Raw genomic sequence first — 22,707 nt, 5'->3', positions numbered from 1 at the left:
GAGGCCGGTTCTAGCGCAAGTTTCGCGGGCACGAAACAGGCCCGCGGGCAAGAACCATGGCCGCCGCAAGTTTTCTTCGGAAGCCCCTGTGCGCGGCTTGCCGCGCCACTTGCCGTGCCAAGGGCCACGTTCTATAGAGCGAGCCAAATTCCAGCATGCAAGGGCGGCTCATGATCACTTTCCCGCATCGCCACCTGCTTGGCATCAAGGGGCTGACGGAACAGGACATCACGTTCCTCCTCGATCGCGCCGACGAAGCCGTGAAGATCTCCCGGCAGAGGGAGAAGAAAACGTCTTCGCTGCGCGGACTGACGCAGATCAATCTCTTCTTCGAAGCATCGACCCGCACGCAATCGTCGTTCGAACTGGCCGGAAAGCGGCTCGGGGCCGACGTGATGAACATGTCGGTCGGCAACTCCTCGGTGAAGAAGGGCGAGACGCTGATCGACACGGCCATGACGCTGAACGCGATGCACCCGGACGTCCTCGTCGTTCGCCACTCGTCCGCCGGCGCCGCGGCACTGCTTGCGCAGAAGGTCTCCTGCTCGGTCGTCAACGCCGGCGACGGCCAGCACGAGCATCCGACCCAGGCCCTGCTGGACGCGCTGACGATCCGTCGCGCCAAGGGGAAGCTGTCGCGGATCATCGTGGCGATCTGCGGCGACGTCCTGCATTCGCGAGTCGCGCGCTCGAACATCCTGCTGCTCAACCAGATGGGAGCGCGCGTTCGCGTCGTCGCACCGGCGACCCTGCTCCCCGCCGGCATCGAACAGATGGGCGTCGAGGTCTATCAATCCATGGCAGAGGGCCTCAAGGATGCGGACGTGGTGATGATGCTGCGGCTCCAGCGCGAGCGCATGGCCGGCTCCTTCGTGCCGTCGGTGCGCGAGTATTTCCACTATTACGGGCTCGACGCGGAAAAGCTGAAGGCGGCCAAGGACGATGCGCTCGTCATGCATCCTGGCCCGATGAACCGGGGCGTCGAGATTGCGTCGGAGATCGCCGACGGACCGCAAAGCGTCATCGAACAGCAGGTCGAGATGGGCGTCGCCGTGCGCATGGCTGTCATGGAAACGCTTCTTCTCTCTCAGAACCAGGGCCCTCGCCTATGACCAGATCGCTTGTTCTCGAGAACCTGCGCATCATCGATCCCTCGCGAAACCTCGACGAGGTCGGCACGATCATCGTCGGAAATGATGGACGGATCCTTGCGGCCGGCAAGGACGCGCTGAACCAGGGTGCCCCGGCAGGCGCCTTCGTCAAGGATTGTGCCGGTCTCGTCGCCGTACCCGGTCTCGTCGACGCCCGGGTCTTCGTCGGCGAACCGGGCAGCGAGTACCGCGAGACGATCGAGTCGGCCGCGCGTGCGGCAGCGACCGGCGGCGTCACGTCCTTTATCTCCATGCCCGACACCAATCCGGTGATCGACGAGATCGCCCTCGTCGAGTTCGTTCACAAGACCGCCCGTGACAAGGCGCTCGTCAACGTCTATCCGGCCGCAGCCCTGACGAAGGAGCTGCTCGGAGTGGAAATGAGCGAGCTCGGGCTGCTCCGCGATGCGGGTGCGGTCTGCTTCACCAATGGCCGGCAGCCCGTCCACGACACGCTCGTGCTTCGCCGTGCCATGACATATGCGCGCGAATTCGATGCCGTCGTTGCGCTCGAGACCCGCGACAAGTATCTCGGCGCCAACGGTGTGATGAACGAAGGCCTGCTCGCGAGCTGGCTCGGACTGCCGGGCATTCCGCGCGAGGCCGAGATCATCCCGCTCGAGCGCGATCTGCGTATCGCCGCACTGACGAAGGCCGCCTATCACGCCGCCGAAATCTCCGTCCCCGAATCGACGAATGCCGTGCAGGCCGCACGAGAGCGCGGGGCGAATGTCACCTGCGGCATCTCGATCAACCACCTGACGCTGAACGAGAACGACATCGGTGAGTACCGGACCTTCTTCAAGCTGGCGCCGCCGTTGCGCAGCGAAGATGACCGGGTCGCGATGGTCGAGGCGCTTGCCGCCGGCAGGATCGACATCATCGTCTCGTCGCACGACCCGCAGGGCGCCGACACCAAGCGGCTGCCCTTCGCGGATGCGGCGGACGGCGCGATCGGGCTGGAAACCCTGGCGGCGGCCGCGCTTCGGCTCCACCACAGCGGCCAAGTCCCGCTGATGCGGCTAATCGATGCGCTCTCGACGCGTCCTGCCGCGATCTTCGGCCTGGACGCCGGCACGCTGAAACCCGGCGCGAAGGCGGACATAGCCGTCCTCGATCTCGACGAACCGTGGATCCTCTATGAGAAGGAGCTGGTTTCTCGCTCCAAGAACACGCCATTCGAAAATGCGCGCTTTACCGGGCGGGTCGTGCAGACCTATGTTGCCGGCAAGCTCGTCCATTCATTGTGAGCCGAAGCATTTAGGCGGGGAGAAACCGGTGGATCTGTTTTCCTGGCAGCTGGGGCTGCCCGCAACACTTCTGTGCCTCGCCTTCGGCTATCTGCTGGGCTCCATCCCCTTCGGCCTGATCCTCACCCGCATGGCGGGCCTCGGCGACGTGCGCAAGATCGGCTCCGGCAATATCGGCGCGACGAATGTCTTGAGAACGGGCAACAAGAAACTGGCCGCGGCCACGCTTCTTCTCGATGCCCTAAAAGGAACCGCGGCCGCGGCAATTGCGTCTCTGTGGGGTGTCGAAGCCGGCATCGCCGCTGGCCTCGCCGCCTTTCTCGGCCATCTCTTTCCGGTCTGGCTCTCCTTCAAGGGCGGCAAGGGCGTCGCCACCTATATCGGGATCCTGCTCGGCCTTGCGCCTCTGATGGTTCCCGCGTTTGCCGCGATCTGGCTCGCCTCGGCTAAGATCACCCGATACTCCTCACTGTCGGCACTGGTTGCCACCGCGATCATGCCGATTGCACTCTACGTCACCGGATACGGGAAGATCGCCCTGCTCTTCGCCTTGATGACGGTGATCACCTGGATCAAGCACCGCGCCAACATCCAGCGGCTCTTGAGCGGTACGGAAAGCCGGATCGGAGAAAAGGGATAATGCCGGCTGGCGGCGCTCGACGTAACGGAACTGCGCTGACGGACGGCAGAGGATCGCATGGCTGCGGCTGATCCGCAGCGATAATGTCGGCCCTGCGACCTTCCGGGATCTCGTCAACCACTTCGGCTCCACGGAGGCGGCGCTCGAGGCACTGCCGGACCTCTCGCGCCGCGGCGGCTCGGACCGACAGATTCGCATCGCCTCGGTGGCAGACGCGGAGCGCGAGCTCGAGGCCGCGCATCGGTTCGGCGCGGTGTTCGTCGGCATCGGCGAGCCCGACTATCCGCCGGCGCTCAAGGAGATCGATGCCGCCCCGCCGCTCCTTGCGATGAAGGGCAATATCGAGACGGCAAGCCGCGCCTCGCTCGGCATTGTCGGCTCGCGTAATGCCTCGGTCAGCGGCGCCAAATTCGCAGCGATGATCGCGCGCGACGCCGGTGCCGCCGGCTACGTCATTACCTCCGGCCTCGCCCGCGGCATCGACACCGCCGCCCATCGCGCCAGCCTCGAGAGCGGCACGATCGCTGCGCTCGCCGGCGGCCTCGATCAACCCTATTCCGCCCGAGAATGTCGGCCTCCTGCAGCAGATCACTGCAGGAGCGGGCTTGGCGATCAGCGAAATGCCCTTCGGCTGGGAGCCCCGCGCCCGCGACTTTCCAAGACGGAACCGCCTGGTCGCTGGCATCAGTCTCGGCGTCGCCATTGTAGAAGCCGCCAGCCGTTCGGGGTCGCTCATCACCGCCCGCTACGCGGCCGATTTCGGCCGACTCGTCTTTGCCGTGCCGGGCTCACCGCTCGATCCGCGCTGTCACGGCACGAATGATCTCCTGAAACAGGGCGCGATCGTCACCACCTCCACAGCCGACGTTCTCGAGGGATTGGCGCCGCTCAGCCGCGACGATCTTTTCTCGCGGCTGAGCGCCCGGGAACCGGCGCCTGAACATGCGCCCGCCGCGCCGCCGGCAATGGTTTCGCCCGGCGAAGGCGGCCGCGCCCTTGTCATCGAGGCGCTCGGTCCGACGCCGGTCGAGATCGATGACATCATCCGCCACACCGGCCTTTCCGCCTCCGAGGTCCACCTCGTGCTTCTCGAGCTCGACCTTACCGGCCAACTCAGCCGCCACGGCGGAAATCTTGTATCCCTCGCTCCACCGCAATAGGCACCAAACGCCGCTGCACGCGCGGAAGTCGCAAAACAAACCACCGAGAGTTGCGGAAAATCGTATGTTGCGGTTTGGTTGCGGTTCGCTATTTTCGATAAACCCCTTGACCGCGCCCGAATCCCTGTCCATTTCGTGGCCACCATAAAGGCCGCGCAACGCCTGCGCCTCGCCAGAAGAGATTGTCTCAGAGAATGACGATGAATGTTGTAGTGGTGGAGTCGCCTTCCAAGGCCAAGACGATCAACAAGTATCTCGGCCCAGGCTACAAGGTACTTGCTTCGTTCGGCCATGTGCGGGATCTGCCGGCCAAGGATGGATCGGTTCGCCCGGACGAAGACTTCGAAATGTCGTGGGAAGTCGATGGCGCCTCCGCCAAGCGGATGAAGGACATTGCCGACGCCGTGAAGTCGTCGGATGGGCTGATTCTCGCGACCGACCCCGATCGCGAGGGTGAGGCGATCTCCTGGCACGTGCTCGACCTCCTCAAGAAAAAAAAGGTCATCGGCGACAAGCCCGTCAAGCGCGTCGTCTTCAATGCCATCACCAAGAAGGCCGTGCTCGATGCCATGGCGGACCCGCGCGACATCGACATCTCGCTGGTCGACGCCTATCTCGCCCGTCGCGCGCTCGACTACCTGGTCGGCTTCAACCTTTCGCCGGTTCTCTGGCGCAAGCTGCCGGGCGCGCGCTCGGCCGGCCGCGTGCAATCGGTGGCGCTGCGTCTCGTCTGCGATCGCGAGGCGGAGATCGAACGCTTCGTCACGGAAGAATACTGGAACATCTCGGCGCTCTTGAAGACGCTGCGCGGCGACGAGTTCGAAGCGCGGCTCGTCTCGGCCGACGGCAAGCGGCTGCAGGCGAAGTCCATCGGCAACGGTGAGGAAGCCAATCGGCTGAAAGCGCTGCTCGACGGCGCGAGCTATGTGGTCGAGAGCGTCGAAGCGAAGCCGGTCAAGCGCAATCCCGGTCCGCCCTTCACTACCTCGACATTGCAGCAGGCCGCTTCTTCCAAGCTCGGCTTCTCGGCGTCGCGCACCATGCAGGTGGCGCAAAAGCTCTATGAAGGCGTCGATGTCGGCGGCGAGACCGTCGGTCTGATCACCTATATGCGTACCGACGGCGTACAGATGGCGCCGGAGGCGATCGATGCCGCGCGTCGGGCGATCGGCAGCCAGTTCGGGCCTCGCTACCTGCCGGAAAAGCCGCGCTTCTATTCCACCAAGGCGAAGAACGCTCAGGAAGCCCACGAAGCCATCCGGCCGACCGACTTCAATCGCACACCCGATCAGGTCCGCCGCTTCCTCGACGGCGATATGCTGAAGCTCTACGACCTGATCTGGAAGCGCGGCATCGCCAGCCAGATGGCCTCGGCGGAGATCGAGCGCACCACGGCGGAAATCCTGGCGGACAACGGCGGCAAGAAGGCCGGCCTCAGGGCCACCGGCTCCGTCATCCGTTTCGATGGCTTCATTGCCGCCTATATCGACATGAAGGAAGACGGCGAGCAGGCGGACGACGGCGACGAGGACGGCCGGCTGCCCGAGATCAATGCGCGCGAAAGCCTCGCCAAGCAGAAGATCAACGCCAGCCAGCACTTCACCGAACCGCCGCCGCGCTATTCGGAAGCGACGCTGATCAAGAAGATGGAAGAACTCGGCATCGGGCGGCCTTCTACCTATGCTGCGACGATCAGCACGCTCGTCGATCGCGACTATGTGACGATCGACAAGCGCAAGCTGTTGCCGCAGGCGAAGGGCCGGCTTGTCACCGCCTTCCTCGAGAGCTTCTTTACCCGCTATGTCGAGTACGATTTCACCGCGTCGCTCGAGGAAAAGCTCGACCAGATTTCCGCTGGCGAGCTCAACTGGAAAGACGTGCTGCGCGAGTTCTGGAAGGATTTCTTCTCGCAGATCGAGGATACCAAGGAACTGCGCGTCACCAATGTGCTCGACGCGCTCAATGAGGAGCTGGCGCCGCTCGTTTTCCCGAACCGCGAAGACGGCGGCGACCCGCGGACCTGCCAGGTCTGCGGCACCGGCAAACTCTCGCTGAAGCTCGGCAAATACGGCGCCTTCGTCGGCTGCTCCAATTATCCGGAGTGCAACTACACGCGCCAGCTTTCGTCGGAAAGCAATGGCGAGGCGGAAGCAGCCGTATCGAACGAGCCGCAGAGCCTCGGCAAGGATCCGCACACCGGCGAGGAAATCACCCTGCGCAGCGGCCGCTTCGGACCCTATGTCCAGCGGGGCGACGGCAAGGACGCCAAGCGCGCCAGCCTTCCCAAGGGCTGGACGCCGGCGACGATCGACCACGAGAAGGCGCTCGCCCTTCTCTCGCTGCCGCGCGACATCGGCAAGCATCCCGAAACCGGCAAGATGATCTCGACCGGGATCGGCCGCTACGGCCCGTTTGTGCTGCATGACGGCACCTATGCCAACCTCGAATCGGTCGAGGACGTCTTCTCGATCGGCCTCAATCGCGCCGTCTCGGCCCTCGCAGACAAGCAGTCGAAGGCTGCAGGGGGTGGCCGCGGGCGCGCCGCCGCCGCGCTCAAGGAACTCGGGGAACATCCCGACGGCGGGGCGATTACGGTGCGCGACGGGCGCTTCGGCCCCTATGTCAACTGGGGCAAGGTGAACGCCACCCTGCCGAGGGGCAAGGATCCGCAATCGGTGAGCGTCGAAGAGGCGCTCGCACTGATCGCCGAGCGCGCGGCGAAAGGCGGCGTGTCGAATGGCAACGCGACGAAGGGCCGATCCGCGGCCGCGGCAACGAAGAGCACGGCGACGAAAACCGGAAAGCCCAAGACCGCCGCAAAAGCGAAGAGCAAGACGGCCGCGAAGGCCAAGAAGGACTGACCTTGAGCAGAATTCCGCGCGATCCGACCGAACGGCCCGCAAGAGGTGCCGGTAAAAAGCAGTTGCGCGCGGCCCAGGCGGCGCCCGCCCAAAAGGAAACGATCATCCACGGCGCCGTTCCGCCACGCGATGTGCTGATGCGCTTCATCGCCGAGAACCCGCAGCAGGCCTCGAAGCGCGAGATCGCCAAGGCCTTCGGCCTCAAGGGCGAGGCGCGCGTCGAACTCAAGGCGCTGCTGCGCTCGCTGGAAGAGGATGGGCTGGTCGAGAAGAAGCGAAAGTCGCTCGTTCGCCCCGGCGCCCTGCCGCCGGTCACCGTGCTCGACATCACCATCCGCGACATCGACGGCGAATTGATCGGCCGACCGGCCGAATGGCTCGACGACGACGGCGTTGCGCCGGCCGTCCTCATCCGGCAGTCAGCCGTCGGCAAGGCGAAGGGCAAGGTACCGGTCGCCGGTCTCGGCGACCGCGTGCTTGCCAAGATCTTCCCGGCCAAGGAGCGGGGCGGGCCGGCCTACACGGCGCGCATCATCAAGGTCCTCGACAAGCGCAAGGATGCCGTGCTCGGCGTTTTCCGCGCGACACCGGGCGGCGGTGGGCGGCTGCTGCCGATCGACAAGCGGGGCGAGGAAGTCCTCGTCGATCCGGAATTCACCGCGGAAGCCAAGGACGGCGACCTCGTCGAGGTGCATCTCGCCCGCCTCGGCCGCTACGGCCTGCCGCGTGCGCAGGTGCAGACCGTCATCGGTTCCGTCGCCTCCGAAAAGGCAATCTCGATGATTGCCATCCATGCGCACGGCATTCCGCATATCTTCCCGGAGCGGGTGCTGCAGGAGGCCGATGCGGCAGACGCGGCGACGATGGCGCATCGCGAGGATTGGCGCTCGCTGCCACTCGTCACCATCGACCCGGCCGATGCCAAGGACCACGACGACGCCGTCCATGCCGAACCGGATCCCTCGCCCGACAATCCCGGCGGCGTCATCGTCACGGTCGCGATCGCCGACGTCTCCTGGTACGTCCGGCCGAAATCGGCTCTCGATTTCGAAGCGCTGAAACGCGGCAATTCCGTCTATTTCCCCGATCGCGTCGTGCCGATGCTGCCCGAGCGCATCTCCAACGATCTCTGCTCCTTGAAGGAAGGCGTCGATCGCCCGGCGCTCGCCGTCAGGATGCGTTTCTCGAAGGAGGGCCGGAAGGCCGGACATACGTTTCACCGCATCATGATGCGCAGCGCCGCCAAGCTTTCCTATCAACAGGCCCAGGCCGCCATCGACGGCGCGCCGGACGAAAAGACCGGGCCGCTCCTGGAACCGATCCTGAAGCCGCTATGGGAAGGCTACCGCATTCTCAGCCGCGGGCGGGAACGGCGCCAGCCGCTTGAACTCGACATGCCCGAACGCAAGATCATCCTGAAGCCGGATGGGACCGTCGACCGGGTCCTCGTGCCGGAACGCCTCGACGCCCACAGGCTGATCGAGGAAATGATGATTCAGGCCAACGTCGCCGCCGCGGAGACGCTGGAGCAGAAACGTCAGGCATTGATCTACCGCGTCCACGACCAGCCGTCGCTCGCCAAGCAGGAAACCCTGCGCGAGTTCCTGGCGACGCTCGACATCTCGCTCGCCAAGGGCGGCAACATGCGCGCCAACCACTTCAATGGCGTTCTCGCCCGGGCCGATGGCCAGCCCTACGAGACCATGGTCAACGAGATGGTGCTCCGGTCGCAAAGCCAGGCGATCTACAGTCCGGAAAACATCGGCCATTTCGGCCTCAACCTGATGCGCTATGCCCACTTCACCTCGCCGATCCGGCGCTATGCCGACCTGGTGGTGCATCGGGCGCTGGTGATCGCGCTCGGCCTTGGTGAGGGCGGCTTGACGCCTCAGGAAGAGGGCGTGCTCGACGATATCGCTGCGGAAATTTCCACCTTCGAGCGGCGCGCCATGGCGGCCGAGCGCGATACGGTCGACCGGCTGATCGCGCATCACTTGAACGGACGCGTCGGCGAGGAGTTCGACGGGCGCGTTTCGGGCGTTACCAAGGCGGGACTATTTGTCACCCTCCCCGCCTATGGCGCCGATGGTTTCATCCCTATATCTACGCTCGGACGCGACTATTTTATCTATGATGAGGCGCATCAGGCCCTTTCCGGCGAAAAAACCGGACTTGGCTATCGTCTCGGCGATCCGGTTCGCGTCAAGCTCGCAGAGGCCGTGCCGCTCGCCGGCGCGCTCCGCTTCGAGATGCTGAGCGAAGGGCGAAAGATGCCGACGGCCATGCGCTCCTTTCACAAGTCCGGCCGCCGCGATCGCGTGAACGCAGGCAAGCGGCCGGGAACGCGGCCGCCGCGCGGCAGGCGCTGACGCCAGCGACCGGTGCGCGGCCCTCGTTCGATAAGGATTGGGCATGAAAGCAATGGCAACGGACAAGCTCCAACTGGGCGGGGAGCAGCGGGAGGAGCGGCCGGTCGGCCGCTCGATGAAGCGCGGCTTTCTCGGGAAGTGCCCAGCCTGCGGCCAAGGCCGGCTGTTTCGAGGCTTCGTAAAGTCCGTGGATGCATGCGCCGCCTGCGGCGAACGCATGGACCATCACCGTGCCGACGACTTTCCGCCCTATATCGTCGTGACGATCGTCGGCCATGTGGTGCTCGGCGGCTATATGATGACCGATCTCGTCCTACCCCTCTCCACCTGGCAGCACCTGGCGCTGTGGGCGCCGGTGACGCTCGTCAGCGCACTCGCTTTGATGCAGCCGGTCAAGGGCGCGGTCATCGGCTTGCAATGGGCTCTCAAGATGCACGGCTTCGGCGGCCACGAAGACCGGCCGGAAGACATCCTGCCGCCGCGGGATCCCTCGGCATGAAGCCTAATCGGAGCAGCGGCCCACCCCAGCCGCACACGGGCGCGGTCAAGCACCCACCGCTCCGACCGCGGGACGCGGCTTCGATCATGCTTCTCGATCGCTCCGGCAAAGGCGTACGTGTCCTGATGGGCAAGCGCCATAGCGCCCACGCCTTCATGCCGGATCTCTACGTTTTTCCCGGCGGCCGCCGCGACCCGATGGACCATCGGCTCGGGTTTTCCGGCGACCTTAATCCGACCGTGCTGCGTGCCTTGACAACAAGCGAGGGGCGCCCGATCACCGACGGACGCGCCCGGGCGCTGGCGCTCGCGGCAGCGCGAGAACTCTTCGAAGAGGCCGGCGTCTGTCTCGGCCGGCAGCACAGCCCGTCAGGTGCTCCCCTTCCCTTTCTTCCCGATCTCACAAACTTGCGCTATATGGCGCGGGCCATCACGCCGCCGGGACAAACGCGGCGGTTCGACACGCGCTTCTTTGCCATCTTCGCGGATGAAGCCGAGATCGATCCGTCTGCGGTCCTGGACAGCCGGGAGCTTCAGGATTTGCAGTGGATCGATGTCAACGACGTCTCGTCTCTCCAAGTACCGGAGATCACCGCAATCATCCTCACGGATCTGAGGACCGGCCTCGAATCGGATTCTTCGCTTCCTTATGACCGGGCAATCCCGTTCTACTTCACGCGCCGCGGGCGCTTTCTTCGTACGCTTCTCTAGGGATCCTGCCGAATGTCGAAGCCGCAGTCCGGCACATCCGCGCCGGTTGACGAAATTCACTGGCCTTCGCTGGCCGCAGCGCTTGCGTCGATCACCGCCGTCGGCATTGCGATGGGTCTGGGGCTTCCCCTGCTGAGCATCATCATGGAGAAGCGCGGCATTGCGCCTACGCTGAACGGGCTGAATGCTGCAATGGCCGGCATCGCATCGATGGCCGCCGCTCCGTTCACGATGAAATTCGCCCATCGTCACGGCGTCGCACCGACCATGCTGCTGGCAATCGTGGTGGCATCGGCAAGCGCGCTCGGCTTCTACTACATCACCAATTTCTGGCTCTGGTTTCCGCTCCGAATCGTCTTTCACGGTGCGATCACGGTCCTCTTCATCCTCTCTGAGTTCTGGATCAATGCCACTGCACCGCCGAACAGGCGCGGCTTCGTGCTCGGCATCTACGGCACCGTACTCTCGCTCGGTTTTGCGAGCGGTCCTTTGCTCTTTTCGATCCTGGGCAGCGAGGGCGTCCTGCCCTTTACTGTCGGCGCGGGGGTCATCCTGCTTTCTGCGATCCCGATCTTTCTAGCGCGCAACGAAAGCCCGGTACTCGATGAGAAGCCGAAGCGCCATTTCATGCGTTATGTATTGCTCGTGCCGACCGCCACCGCTGCCGTCTTCATTTTCGGCGCGGTGGAATATGGTGGCCTCTCGCTCTTCCCGATATTCGGGATGCGTGCCGGCTTTACCGAATCACAGGCAGCCCTGCTGTTGACCGTCATGGGCGTCGGCAACTTCATCTTCCAGATCCCGCTCGGCATGCTTTCCGATCATGTGAAGGATCGGCGGACGATCCTGTCTGCCCTGACATTGATCGGCCTCGTCGGTGCGCTGTTCCTGCCGATGCTGGTCGAAAGCTGGTTCCTCATGGCGCTTGTGCTTCTGTTCTGGGGAGGATGCGTCTCGGGCCTCTACACGGTCGGCCTCAGCCATCTTGGCGCCCGTCTACAGGGGGCGGACCTGGCGGCCGCCAACGCAGCCTTCGTGTTCTCCTACGCCGTCGGCACCGTAGCCGGACCGCAGGTGATCGGCGCAGCAATGGATGTCACCGGCAACGACGGGTTTGCCTGGGCCATTGCCGGCTTCTTCGGCCTTTATGTCGTGCTTTCGCTCGCCCGCATCGTTTTGAATCCAAAACGGCCTTGACTTTTCGACCGCGATTTGTAGTTTCGCGCCAACCTTGACCGTGGCCCGCAACCGGTTGTCCACGGCTTTCATCTTTCTATAAAGGCAGGACGACCATGGCGAAAGCTACCACCATCAAGATCAAGCTGCTGTCGACGGCCGACACGGGCTATTTCTACGTCACGACCAAGAACAGCCGCACGATGACGGAAAAGATGACGAAGACGAAGTACGATCCGGTCGTCAAGAAGCACGTCGAATTCAAGGAAACGAAGATCAAGTAAGATCGCGTTTCGGTTCGACCGACGAGCGCCGGCCGCAAGGTTCGGCGCTTTTTCTTTGGCTTGCAGTCGATGCCCGAGAACGTCGTAACGGTTTGCGACTGAGCGCCCTTAGACCGGAAACGAAAAACGCCGCCTCTTTTGAGGCGGCGTTTTGAAAGGGGGTCGGCTGGCTCCGACTGCGGCACGAGGAATCCGCGGATGTCGGAAGCCAGCCGACCGACCCCACGACCCAGGAGATGCGGCGGACCTGAGCATCATGGGGTAACCGATCGATCGTGGAAGTCTCACTTCCTTTATATCAGCATTGCTTGAAAATAAAAAAAAATCAACGAATTCTTAATCGCCGAAGCGGGTTGCTCGGCGTTTGGTTAATTCTGTCTCGTATTCGGACAAATCCGAACCCGCCGCTCTATGGAAATGCTTGCCCCAGCACCAGCGACGCGGCAAAAGATACAACTTATAAGTAAGTTGGCAAGCTGAGTTTGGGCGTATGCTCCGGCCTCCTCTACGCCCAATGGCGAAGTTCGAGACGGCCGGCGAGCGCCGCTTGCCAATTCGGCTTACGCGGCCGCCGCGACGACCCGGTTGCGTCCGTTGTTCTTGGCTTGATACAGCGCCGTGTCGGCGCGCTTCAACAGGGCTTCGGGCGTGTCGCCCTCGGGCCGCAGGGTGGCGATCCCCAGGGAGGCCGTGACGCTGAGGATCGTTTCGCCCTGTGAAATCCCGAAGGCGCGTCCCTCAACCATCAAGCGAAGCCGCTCGGCGACAATCGCCGCCATCTCGGGCGTCGTGTCCGGCATGACGATGACGAACTCCTCGCCGCCGAACCGGCAGGCGAGATCGGCCCCGCGAACCGTCGCCCGGACGCGGTTGGCAAATTCGCGCAGAACTTCGTCGCCCGCATCGTGCCCATAGGTGTCGTTCACCAGTTTGAAGCGATCGATATCGGTGATGCAGATCGAAAGCGGCCGGCCGCGCGCGCTGGCCCGGTTGATCAGGAGCTTCAGATGGCTGTCGAGGTAACGGCGATTGTGAAGGCCGGTGAGATCATCGGTGATCGCCAATTCGATCGTTTGCTGGACGCTGGCGCGCAGCCGGTCATTGCAGTGCTTGCGGCGGATCTGCGTCAACGAGCGCGCCACGAGCTCGTTGGGATCGACCGGACGCATGATGTAGTCCGTTACCCCGAGCTCGAGGGCACGAACGACCATCTCTTCGCTCCCCTGCTCGGTGACGAGCAGGATCGGTATGAAGCGGGTCCTCTCAAGCGAGCGCAACTGCGAACAGAGGCGCAGCGGATCGTAGTCTTCGAAGTTGGCGTTGACGATCGCCAGATCGAAGCTGTTCTCCGCGGCCTCGAAAAGGGCCGCCTGGGGGTCGGAGATCACCGAAACGTCGGCGATCGGCTTCAAGGCGCGCAGCAGCCGCTCCTGCGAGGAGGCACGACCGTCGACGAGGAGCACGTGGCCGGGCTCGTCGGGCCGGTCGGCGCGGGCAAGTTCCTGCAGGCCGATCGTCTGTGCCGTCTGCGCCCTGAGGCGTAATTCGTCGCTGACATTCTTGAGCCGCACCAGGCTTTTCACCCGGGACATCAGCTGGAGATCGTTGACCGGCTTGGTGAGGAAATCGTCTGCACCGGCCTTGAGGCCGCGCACACGATCGGAGGGTTGGTCGAGCGCCGTCACCATGACCACGGGAATATGCGCGGTGCGGCTGTTTTCCTTCAGTTTCGCGCAGACCTCGAAGCCGTCCATGTCGGGCATCATGATGTCAAGAAGGATAAGGTCGACTGGGGTGTTCTCGCAGATCGCCAATGCGGAGCGTCCGTCGCCGGCCGTCAAGACATCGAAATACTCGGCGACGAGGCGCGCCTCCAGAAGCTTCACATTGGCTGGTACGTCATCGACGACGAGGATGCGCGCAGTCATATCGTCTTTCCCGGCAATCAGGCATCGCCCAGATATGTCTTGATCGTTTCAATGAATTTGGGAACGGAAATCGGTTTAGAAACATAGGCTTCGCATCCGCCCTGGCGAATGCGCTCCTCGTCGCCCTTCATGGCGAAGGCAGTTACCGCGATGACGGGAATGACGTGGAGCTCGTCGTCTTCCTTCAGCCATTTCGTCACCTCGAGGCCTGAAACCTCCGGCAACTGGATGTCCATGAGAATGAGGTCGGGCCGGTGCTTGCGCGCCAGTTCGAGCGCTTCCATGCCATTTCGCGTCTGGATCGTCTGATAGCCAGACGCCTCAATCAGGTCGCGGAAGAGCTTCATGTTCAGCTCGTTATCCTCAACAATCATCACCTGTTTGGGCATGTCGATCCCTTACTGTCTGTCGCCGCCTTGCAAGTCCCCTGGAGAGATATAAGCTTCACGAACGGTGACTCGACCCACTTCCTCGGTCGCAAGACTAACGATATTTGGTTGAAAAAGAGGTAACTCCGGGCGCCATATGAGAAGAGATTCAAGAGCATGAAGAGCGCTGACGAAACCGCGATCGCGATCCTCGGCTGGCTCGCCAATGAACCGGAACTGCTGTCGCGTTTCCTGGCGCTGACCGGCACCGACCCCGCTTCGCTGCGCAAAGCCGTAGGGGATCCGGCCTTCATGGGCGGGGTCGTCGCCTTTCTGATGGACCATGAGCCGACGCTGATGGCCTTCTGCACGGCAACGCAGACTGCGCCCGAGGAGGTCGTCCGGGCGCACCAGGCATTTTCAGGCCCGGCGAACTTTGAGGACTGAGCATGCCTGCCTTCGCGGCCGCTGGCGACGTTCCTCTGCGACAACGACCACTGATCGTCACGGACGTCGACGAGGTCGTGCTCGAATTTCTGACCCCGTTCATGGCATTCCTGGAAGCCCGTGAACACGCGTTGCTGCCTCGTTCCTTCCGCCTTGCCGGCAATATCATCGATCGGCGGGGCGGCGAGGCGGTCAGCGAAGCGACGGCGGAAACGCTGCTCGAAGCCTTCTTCGCCGTCCAGGATCAATGGCAGACGCCGGCGGCGCGGGCTGTGGAAACCCTGGCGGAGCTTTCCGAAGAGGCCGACATCATTTTCCTGACGGCGATGCCGCCGCGTCATGCGCCGGTGCGCCGGGCCTTGCTCGACGTTCTCGGCCTTTCCTATCCGCTGCTTGCCTCCGAGGAGCCGAAGGGACCGCTCGTCAAACACTTGCACGGGGAACGCCGCCTTCCGCTCGTCTTCATCGACGATATCCTGCACAACCTCCATTCGGTGCAGGCGCACGCGCCCTCCTCTCTCCTCATCAATCTGATGGCGAACGCGGAGTTTCGCGCCCTCGCCCCGCCGCCCCCCGCAGGCATCCATGTTGCCGCGGACTGGGCCGAAGCGGCAAAGCTGATCCGCAGCCACTGGGGCGCAACGACGCCCGGCTGAAGCACGCGGGGGCGGCGCTCCACAGGCCGGCAGAATTTCGAAACGCATCGTCATTGCCTCAAGTCCAGTCGCATCAGCGGTCTGCCGTCCTTGCGGCAGGCGACCATCTCGAAACCGGCCGCATCGAAAATCGACGTCGAGCCGATATAGAGCGCGACCGATTTCGGCTGCTTGGTGTGGTCGATCGGGCAGGCATCGAGACAGTGCGCGCCGCCTCGCCGCGCATGATCGATGGCGGCGGCGAGCATCCGGTGACTCAATCCCTTGCCGCGCAGGGGCGTTGAAAGGAAAAAGCAGCTGATCGCCCAGACGTGCGCGTCCTCAGCCTCGCGCTCTTCGAGCGGCCGCGAGCACGTCCGCGGCGAATTGAATTGCGGTACATCGTGGCGAGGCCCGACCTGGACCCATGCAACCGGCCTTCCCTCGCAATAGCCGAGGATGCCCGGCGGCGGGTCGGCTTCGATGCGCTCGCGAATATACGTCTTGCGGTCATCGGCCGACATGGTGCCGCGGATCTTGTAGGGCAGACGCAGCGCAACGCACCAGCAGCCGCAATAGGCGCCCTTCGGCCCGAAGAGCATCTCGAAATCCGGCCAGAGATCCCGTGTCACCGGCGCAAATTGCAGGGCGATATCCACCATGGCCTCCGATCGCCACCTTGAGACTCACCAGGGTAGAGCGTAAAGTCGCCGCGTTCAACATTTGTTCCTCCATGACCAGCGCTGCACCGTTTTCAGGCTTCTGCCGAGACTGCCTCAAGGAACTGGCCGCGCCGGCGCGACGGTGCCTGGCCTGCGGCAGCCCGCGGCTTCTCAGTCATGCCGAACTCTATCGGTTGACTTTGGCGCATATCGACTGCGACGCCTTCTATGCCTCGGTCGAGAAGCGCGACAACCCGGAGCTTGCCGACAAGCCGGTGATCATCGGCGGCGGCAAGCGCGGCGTCGTCTCGACGGCCTGCTACATCGCCCGCATTCACGGCGTCCGCTCGGCCATGCCGATGTTCAAGGCACTCGAGGCCTGTCCGGAGGCCGTGGTCATCAAGCCGAACATGGAGAAGTATTCGCGGGTCGGGCGCGAGGTCAGGGCAATGATGCTCGAACTGACGCCGCTCGTGCAGCCGCTCTCGATCGATGAGGCATTCCTGGACCTGAACGGCACCGAGCGGCTGCATCACGATCCCCCTGCCCGCACGCTGGCGCGCTTTGCGAGACGCGTCGAGCAGGAGGTCGGCATCACCGTCTCGGTCGGGCTTTCCTACTGCAAGTTTCTCGCCAAGGTCGCCTCCGATCTGCAGAAGCCGCGCGGCTTCTCCGTCATCGGCCAGGCCGAGGCGACTGATTTCCTCAAGGAGCGCCCGGTCACGCTGATCTGGGGCGTGGGCAAGGCCTTTGCCGCAACCCTCGACCGCGACGGAATCCGCACGATCGGGCAATTGCAGACGATGGAGGAAGCGGACCTGATGCGCCGCTACGGCTCGATGGGCCAGAGGCTCTATCGCCTTTCCCGCGGGCAGGACGAGCGCAGCGTGGAGATCGACGGCGAGGCGAAGAGCGTCTCCTCGGAGACGACCTTCAACGACGACCTGTCGCGCCCGGACGAGCTCGTTCCGCATCTCAGGCACTTGAGCGAGCAGGTTGCGCTGCGGCTGCGCAAGTCGGAGCTTGCCGGGCAGACCGTCGTCCTGAAACTCAAGACGGCGGACTTCAAGCTCCGCACCCGCAACCGGCGCCTCGAAAGCCCGACCCGGCTCGCCGACCGCATCTTCCGGGTCGGCCTGCAACTGCTCGAGAAAGAGGTCGACGGCACGAAATACCGGCTGATCGGCATCGGCGTCAGTGATCTCACCGCCCCCGATTTCGCCGATCCGCCGGACCTCGTCGATCCTCTGGGAACAAGGCGCGCTGCGGCCGAAGAGGCGATCAACAAGCTGCGCGACAAATTCGGCAAGACCAGCGTCGAAACGGGCTATACCTTCGGCCAACGCCGACGCGATCAATAGCGCGTCACCCCTTTGCCGCTCACCAGCGGCGCGGCTTCCTGTGTTTCAATTCGTTAAATTTTGAGGCGTATCCTTGCTCGATAGTCGGCACGCCGCTCGACCGCGGCGTGCCGGAAAGGTGCCGGAGGGAAGCGCTGCATCGTTATAGCGCTTCAGCTCGGATGAGGGTTTGTATTGCGTATCACTCTCGGAATGGGACTGGCCGTACTCATCGTGTCGGCGCCATCAGCGCTTTTGGCCGGCACAAAGGCGCCGCTGCAGATCGTCGTCGCGAGACAGCAGCAGTCGCTCGTCGTCTATGACGGCGACACCGTCGTCGCCACGTCCGATGTTTCGACAGGCAGGCGCGGCCACACGACGCCGACTGGCATCTTTTCGATTCTCGAAAAGCGCCGCCATCACAGGTCCAACATCTATTCGAATGCGCCGATGCCTTACATGCAGCGGCTCACCTGGTCCGGCATCGCCTTGCATGGGTCGAACCATGTGCCGGACTATCCCGCCTCGCATGGCTGCGTGCGCCTGCCGAGCAAATTCGCCGCCGGCCTGTTCAAGATGACCGAACGCGGCATGCATGTGGTGATCTCCGATCGCCAGGTGACGCCCGTCGAAACATCGAGCGCGATGCTGTTCCAGCCGAGAGAGGCGCGCCCGCCGCGGCCGCCGATGTCGGACGTACCGCTGCGGCCCGCCATCAGCCATTTCGACGGAGCCTCCTTCGAAGTGGCCATGACGCACAGCAGCCCCTCGCCGGTGCTGGAGCACGATCAGCCGCCAATTCGAATTCTGATCACGCGGCGTGGCGACCAGGAGTCGATGCGCGATCTCCAGGTGCTGCTGACCACGCTCGGCTACGACCCGGGTGATCCGGACGGCCGCAGCGGCCCCATGACGCTTGCTGCGATCCGCTCTTTCCAGACCGCAGAGGGGTTGCCGGTGGACGGCAAGGCGACTCCGGATCTGATCGAGGCCGTCTATCGGAAGGTCGGCCGCAACATGCCGTCGAACGGTATTCTTCGCGTACGCCGCGCGTTTGAACCGCTCTTCGAGGCGGACGTGAAAATAGAGAGACCCGAACTGGCGCTCGGCACGCATTTTCTGCAGTTCCAGGATACAGACGCAGCAACCGGCGAGGGCAAGTGGTTCGGCATGTCGCTCGACAATGCGCTCTCAAAGGCCGCGAAACAACGGCTGGGCATCACGGTCGACGCCGATCCCCTGGAATTCAATCCCCTGGAGCAGAGCTTGAGCCGCCTCACGGTGCCCGAGGAGGTGCGTAGACGCATCGCGCGCCTCCTTGCCGACGGATCGTCGCTGTCAATTTCCGACACCGACACGGGGCTGGAGACCGGCGAAGGGACCGATTTCATCACCATTACTCGAGCTCGGTAAGCAGCCGCTGACGCTTGCCGCTCGCGGCCGATGCTATACCAACTCGACGTCCACGACACCCGGCGCGGAGCGAAGCGCCGCAGCGATTTCCGGCGAGATCCGGTATTTCTCACTGAGCTCGACCTCGATCTCCCGCTGACCATTGTCCTTGATGACAATGAAGGAGACGAGACCGTCGCCCTTGGCGTTGAGATGCGAGGCGATGGAGCGCAAGGGGCCGGAGTCGCGCACATAGACGCGCAGCGCCTTCTGCATCTGCAGGGATTCCTCTTCGAGCGACCGCAGCGTCCGGATGCGAAGGCCGATGCCTTCCGGCCGCTCCTCCGCATCGACGGTCATCACCAGCGACTTGCCGGGCTCCAGCAGATCGCGATACTGGTGCAGCATTTCCGAGAACAGCACCGCCTCGAACTGACCGGACGCATCGGAGAAGGCGACGATGCCCATCTTGTTGCCGGTGCGCGTCTTGCGCTCCTGCTTCGACGTCACCGTGCCGGCAAGCCGGCCTGCGGTCGCCCCTTTCTTCACGGCGGCGGAAAAATCCGCGAATGTCTGCACGCGCATCTTCGCCAGGAGATTGTTGTAGGTATCGAGCGGATGGGCGGAAAGGTAAAAGCCGAGCACCTGGAACTCGCGGTGCAGCTTCTCCGAGGCAAGCCAGGGCGTGTAGGCCGGCAGAGCGATCTTTTCGGGACCCGTCGCAGCGCCCGCGCCGAACATGTCGCTCTGGCCGCTCAGCTTGTTTTCCTGGGCGCGCTGCGCAAAGCCGAGAATCCGGTCGAGGCCGCCGATGAGCTCGGCCCGGTCATAACCGAAGCAGTCGAAGGCACCGGCGGCGATCAGGCTTTCGAAGACGCGCCGGTTCAGGAGTTTCGGGTCGATCCTAAGGCAGAAATCCTCGAGGCTTGCGAAAGGCCGGTTGCCGCGAACGGCGACGATATGGTCGACAGCGGATTCGCCGACACCCTTGATGGCGGCCAGGGAGTAATAGATGCGGTTGTCGCCGGTCTCGAACGGGCGGAACGAGCTCTGCACCGAGGGCGCGATCACCTGGATGCCGAGGCGCATCGCGTCCTGGCGGAAGTCGTTGATCTTCTCGGTGTTCGACATGTCGAGCGTCATCGACGCCGCCAGGAACTCGACCGGATAGTGCGCCTTCATGTAGGCGGTCTGGTAGGAGACGATGGCGTAGGCGGCCGCATGCGACTTGTTGAAGCCGTAATTGGCGAACTTGGCGAGCAGATCGAAGATCAGGTCCGCCTGCGGTTTGGAGACGCTATTCTTGACGGCGCCGTCGACGAAGCGGGCGCGCTGCTTGTCCATCTCCTCCTTGATCTTCTTGCCCATGGCGCGGCGCAACAGGTCGGCCTCGCCGAGCGAATAGCCCGACAGCACCTGGGCGATCTGCATCACCTGTTCCTGGTAGACGATAACGCCTTGCGTTTCCTTGAGCAGGTAGTCGATCTTCGGGTGGATCGATTCGATCTCCTCCTCCCCATGCTTGCGAGCGTTGTAGACCGGGATGTTTTCCATCGGACCCGGCCGGTAGAGCGCCACCAGCGCGATGATGTCTTCTATGCAGTCCGGCCGCATGCCGATCAGCGCCTTGCGCATTCCGGCGCTTTCCACCTGGAACACCCCGACCGTCTCGCCGCGGGAAAGAATCTCGTAGGTTTTCGGATCGTCGAGCGGGATGCTCGCCAGATCGACTGCGATGCCGCGCTTGGCAACGAAGTCGACCGCCGTCTTCAGCACCGTCAGCGTCTTCAGGCCAAGGAAGTCGAACTTCACGAGCCCGGCCTGCTCGACCCATTTCATGTTGAACTGGGTGACCGGCATGTCGGAGCGCGGATCGCGATACATCGGCACCAGTTGCGACAGCGGCCGGTCACCGATGACGATGCCCGCCGCGTGCGTCGAGGCGTGGCGGTAAAGCCCTTCGATCTTTTGCGCGATGTCAAGGAGGCGCCCGACGACCGGCTCCTTTTCCGCCTCCTCCTTGAGGCGCGGTTCCTCCTCGATCGCCTTGGAAAGCGGCGTCGGGTTCGCCGGATTGTTCGGCACCAGCTTGCAGATCTTGTCGACCTGGCCGTAGGGCATTTCGAGCACGCGTCCGACGTCGCGCAACGCCGCACGCGCCTGCAGCGAACCGAAGGTGATGATCTGCGCCACCTGTTCGCGGCCGTATTTCTGCTGAACGTAGCGAATGACCTCTTCGCGGCGATCCTGGCAGAAGTCGATGTCGAAGTCCGGCATCGACACGCGCTCCGGATTGAGGAAGCGCTCGAAAAGCAGTGAGAAGCGCATCGGATCGACATCGGTAATCGTCAGCGCATAGGCAACCAGCGATCCGGCGCCGGAGCCGCGGCCCGGACCGACGGGAATGTCATGCTGCTTCGCCCATTTGATGAAGTCGGCAACGATCAGGAAGTAACCTGGAAATTTCATCCGCTCGATGACGCCGAGTTCGAAGGCGAGCCGCTCGCGATAGTCCTCCTCCTTGTAGCCCGGCGCCATGCCAAGCCTCCCCAGACGCTCCTCCAGCCCTTCCTCCGCCTGGCGGCGAAGCTCGGCGGATTCGGCGCGCTCGGCCTCGACGGGATCATCCGAGGCACCGGTGAAGCGCGGCAGGATCGGCCCGCGGGTCTTCAGCATGAAGGAGCAACGGCGCGCGATCTCGACCGTGCTTTCCAGCGCTTCCGGCAGATCGGCGAAAAGTGCCGCCATCTCCTTGCGGCTCTTGAGATAGTGATCCGACGTCAGCCTGAAGCGGCGATCATCGGAAACGACGGCATTGTGGGCAACGGCCATCAAAGCATCATGCGCGTCATAATCGGCCGGCGACGGGAAAAAGGCCTCGTTCGTCGCGACGAGCGGTAGATCGTAGCGATAAGCGAGCTCCATCAGGCGGCTCTCATGGCGTCGGTCGTAGCTGCCATGGCGCTGCAATTCGACATAGAGACGATTGCCGAACAGCTCCATCATCGCTTTGAGACGCACCTCGGCAGAAGCCGGCGAGCCTGATTTCAGTGCCAGATCGACCGGGCCACTGCCGGCGCCGGTCAAGGCGATCAATCCATCGGTACCACCGGCGGCAAGCCAGGACCGCGTTATGCGCGCCGCTTGATGACCTTCGCCTTCGAGATAGGCGCGGCTGACCAGGTCAACGAGGCGGACGTAGCCTTCGTCGGTCGCGGCGATCAGGACGATCGAGGGCAGCTTGGCGAGCTGCTGCGCATGGCCGCGCCGCTCGCCCTCCGCCTCGTCCTCCATATCGATGGACAGCTGGCAGCCGATGATCGGTTGCAATCCCTCGTCCGCCGCCTTCTGGGAAAACTCCAGCGCCGCGAACAGATTGTTCGTATCGGCAATGCCGATCGCCGGCTGATCGTCGGCCACCGCCTTGGCAATGATCTTCTTCAGCGGCAACGCCCCTTCGAGCAGCGAGTATGCCGAGTGCACGCGCAGGTGAACGAATTGCGGATTCGCGGCCACTATACCCTGCCCGATGCTTTCGTCGCCTGCCATTGCCGCACTCCGATTCCCGTCAGTCCGGAGGATATCCCGTTTCCCGCCCCGGCTGTCCAGCCTTACCGAGAGACCCGGTACCTTTTTACCCAGCACGGCGTTGGAGGACAGCTTTAAGCAGGGCAGCGATCACATACCGAGCGCGATCACCGCAATACTGGCGATGAAGAGGGTCATGGAGGCGAAGGCAGCGAGATCACGGACGAAATCAGTCATAACATGGCTCCTTTCGGCTATTGTTCCCTTTTTGTTCTAATTCTGTTCAATAGTCAAGCAAGCGCGCATG

At 63.4% G+C, this 22,707-nt stretch carries 17 protein-coding genes and 1 pseudogene; 14 read left to right on the top strand and 4 right to left on the bottom strand.

Annotated elements, in window-relative coordinates:
• Window positions 1-170 precede the first annotated feature (170 nt).
• The 10 genes and pseudogenes from ATC00_RS05210 to rpmG all read left to right on the top strand — a co-directional run bounded on the left by ATC00_RS05210 (window position 171) and on the right by rpmG (window position 12,100).
• Window positions 171-1,112 carry an aspartate carbamoyltransferase catalytic subunit gene (locus ATC00_RS05210; RefSeq protein WP_037382983.1) on the top strand — a complete coding sequence of 314 codons (942 nt, stop codon included), beginning with the start codon at window positions 171-173 and terminating at the stop codon, window positions 1,110-1,112.
• Complete coding sequence (locus ATC00_RS05205; RefSeq protein ID WP_064252185.1) at window positions 1,109-2,401, top strand: dihydroorotase; 1,293 nt, start codon at window positions 1,109-1,111, stop codon at window positions 2,399-2,401. Before ATC00_RS05210 ends, ATC00_RS05205 begins: the two co-directional genes overlap by 4 nt.
• A gap of 28 nt (window positions 2,402-2,429) precedes the next feature.
• Window positions 2,430-3,041 (top strand): glycerol-3-phosphate 1-O-acyltransferase PlsY, encoded by a 612-nt coding sequence (gene plsY / locus ATC00_RS05200; protein ID WP_052035474.1) that lies wholly within the window; start codon window positions 2,430-2,432, stop codon window positions 3,039-3,041.
• Window positions 3,041-4,201: pseudogene (gene dprA, locus ATC00_RS05195) on the top strand (DNA-processing protein DprA). Before plsY ends, dprA begins: the two are co-directional and overlap by 1 nt.
• Before the next feature lie 200 nt (window positions 4,202-4,401).
• Window positions 4,402-7,062, top strand: coding sequence for a type I DNA topoisomerase (gene topA, locus ATC00_RS05190; RefSeq protein WP_064252200.1), 2,661 nt, complete (start codon window positions 4,402-4,404; stop codon window positions 7,060-7,062).
• A 2-nt stretch (window positions 7,063-7,064) separates the two neighbouring features.
• Window positions 7,065-9,431, top strand: a complete 2,367-nt coding sequence (gene rnr, locus ATC00_RS05185; protein WP_064252184.1) for a ribonuclease R — start codon at window positions 7,065-7,067, stop codon at window positions 9,429-9,431.
• A gap of 43 nt (window positions 9,432-9,474) precedes the next feature.
• Window positions 9,475-9,930, top strand: a complete 456-nt coding sequence (locus ATC00_RS05180; RefSeq protein ID WP_064252183.1) for a DUF983 domain-containing protein — start codon at window positions 9,475-9,477, stop codon at window positions 9,928-9,930.
• A gap of 86 nt (window positions 9,931-10,016) precedes the next feature.
• On the top strand, window positions 10,017-10,640 hold the full coding sequence (locus tag ATC00_RS05175; protein ID WP_037383317.1) for an NUDIX hydrolase: 624 nt from the start codon (window positions 10,017-10,019) through the stop codon (window positions 10,638-10,640).
• A 12-nt stretch (window positions 10,641-10,652) separates the two neighbouring features.
• Entirely contained in the window at window positions 10,653-11,837 is a 1,185-nt protein-coding gene (locus tag ATC00_RS05170) for an MFS transporter (RefSeq protein ID WP_037382975.1), read from the top strand.
• Between the two features lie 95 nt (window positions 11,838-11,932).
• Window positions 11,933-12,100, top strand: coding sequence for a 50S ribosomal protein L33 (rpmG, locus tag ATC00_RS05165; RefSeq protein ID WP_012707650.1), 168 nt, complete (start codon window positions 11,933-11,935; stop codon window positions 12,098-12,100).
• 560 nt (window positions 12,101-12,660) lie between these two features.
• On the opposite strand, the gene ATC00_RS05160 is transcribed toward rpmG, so the two are convergent.
• Together ATC00_RS05160 and ATC00_RS05155 are read right to left on the bottom strand one after the other, a co-directional pair.
• Entirely contained in the window at window positions 12,661-14,028 is a 1,368-nt protein-coding gene (locus tag ATC00_RS05160; protein ID WP_037382974.1) for a PleD family two-component system response regulator, read from the bottom strand.
• 17 nt (window positions 14,029-14,045) lie between these two features.
• A complete protein-coding gene (locus tag ATC00_RS05155) occupies window positions 14,046-14,417 on the bottom strand; it encodes a response regulator (RefSeq protein WP_037382972.1) in 372 nt (123 codons plus the stop codon).
• A 156-nt stretch (window positions 14,418-14,573) separates the two neighbouring features.
• On the opposite strand from ATC00_RS05155, the gene ATC00_RS05150 reads away from it, so the two are divergent.
• Window positions 14,574-14,843: a DUF3572 domain-containing protein gene (locus tag ATC00_RS05150; RefSeq protein ID WP_037382970.1), complete on the top strand. Its 270-nt coding sequence runs from the start codon at window positions 14,574-14,576 to the stop codon at window positions 14,841-14,843.
• Between the two features lie 2 nt (window positions 14,844-14,845).
• Complete coding sequence (locus ATC00_RS05145; protein ID WP_064252181.1) at window positions 14,846-15,499, top strand: hypothetical protein; 654 nt, start codon at window positions 14,846-14,848, stop codon at window positions 15,497-15,499.
• Between the two features lie 50 nt (window positions 15,500-15,549).
• On the opposite strand, the gene ATC00_RS05140 is transcribed toward ATC00_RS05145, so the two are convergent.
• A complete protein-coding gene (locus ATC00_RS05140; protein ID WP_161951900.1) occupies window positions 15,550-16,137 on the bottom strand; it encodes a GNAT family N-acetyltransferase in 588 nt (195 codons plus the stop codon).
• A gap of 74 nt (window positions 16,138-16,211) precedes the next feature.
• Here ATC00_RS05140 and ATC00_RS05135 point away from each other — a divergent pair, with 74 nt between their 5' ends.
• Both ATC00_RS05135 and ATC00_RS05130 read left to right on the top strand, forming a co-directional pair.
• Window positions 16,212-17,501, top strand: coding sequence for a DNA polymerase IV (locus ATC00_RS05135; RefSeq protein WP_064252179.1), 1,290 nt, complete (start codon window positions 16,212-16,214; stop codon window positions 17,499-17,501).
• Between the two features lie 174 nt (window positions 17,502-17,675).
• A complete protein-coding gene (locus ATC00_RS05130; protein WP_064252178.1) occupies window positions 17,676-18,893 on the top strand; it encodes a L,D-transpeptidase family protein in 1,218 nt (405 codons plus the stop codon).
• Between the two features lie 33 nt (window positions 18,894-18,926).
• Here ATC00_RS05130 and dnaE read toward each other — a convergent pair whose 3' ends face one another.
• The gene (gene dnaE, locus ATC00_RS05125; protein ID WP_064252177.1) at window positions 18,927-22,421 is read right to left on the bottom strand and encodes a DNA polymerase III subunit alpha; all 3,495 of its coding nucleotides are present in this window, start codon (window positions 22,419-22,421) and stop codon (window positions 18,927-18,929) included.
• Window positions 22,422-22,707: the final 286 nt, after the last annotated feature.

It is taken from the genome of Sinorhizobium americanum, from assembly GCF_001651855.1.
GTDB lineage: Bacteria > Pseudomonadota > Alphaproteobacteria > Rhizobiales > Rhizobiaceae > Sinorhizobium > Sinorhizobium americanum.
The sequence above is the reverse complement of the archived record's forward strand: the minus strand, read 5'-3'. Positions and strand labels throughout refer to the sequence as shown.

Coding starts and splice junctions, on each gene's coding strand:
- ATC00_RS05135 (WP_064252179.1), top strand. CDS start 16,212: ATGACCAGCGCTGCACCGTTTTCAGGCTTCTGCCGAGACTGCCTCAAG.
- rpmG (WP_012707650.1), top strand. CDS start 11,933: ATGGCGAAAGCTACCACCATCAAGATCAAGCTGCTGTCGACGGCCGAC.
- ATC00_RS05155 (WP_037382972.1), bottom strand. CDS start 14,417: ATGCCCAAACAGGTGATGATTGTTGAGGATAACGAGCTGAACATGAAG.
- ATC00_RS05150 (WP_037382970.1), top strand. CDS start 14,574: ATGAAGAGCGCTGACGAAACCGCGATCGCGATCCTCGGCTGGCTCGCC.
- ATC00_RS05210 (WP_037382983.1), top strand. CDS start 171: ATGATCACTTTCCCGCATCGCCACCTGCTTGGCATCAAGGGGCTGACG.
- ATC00_RS05180 (WP_064252183.1), top strand. CDS start 9,475: ATGAAAGCAATGGCAACGGACAAGCTCCAACTGGGCGGGGAGCAGCGG.
- ATC00_RS05145 (WP_064252181.1), top strand. CDS start 14,846: ATGCCTGCCTTCGCGGCCGCTGGCGACGTTCCTCTGCGACAACGACCA.
- dnaE (WP_064252177.1), bottom strand. CDS start 22,421: ATGGCAGGCGACGAAAGCATCGGGCAGGGTATAGTGGCCGCGAATCCG.
- ATC00_RS05160 (WP_037382974.1), bottom strand. CDS start 14,028: ATGACTGCGCGCATCCTCGTCGTCGATGACGTACCAGCCAATGTGAAG.
- ATC00_RS05175 (WP_037383317.1), top strand. CDS start 10,017: ATGCTTCTCGATCGCTCCGGCAAAGGCGTACGTGTCCTGATGGGCAAG.
- topA (WP_064252200.1), top strand. CDS start 4,402: ATGAATGTTGTAGTGGTGGAGTCGCCTTCCAAGGCCAAGACGATCAAC.
- ATC00_RS05205 (WP_064252185.1), top strand. CDS start 1,109: ATGACCAGATCGCTTGTTCTCGAGAACCTGCGCATCATCGATCCCTCG.
- ATC00_RS05170 (WP_037382975.1), top strand. CDS start 10,653: ATGTCGAAGCCGCAGTCCGGCACATCCGCGCCGGTTGACGAAATTCAC.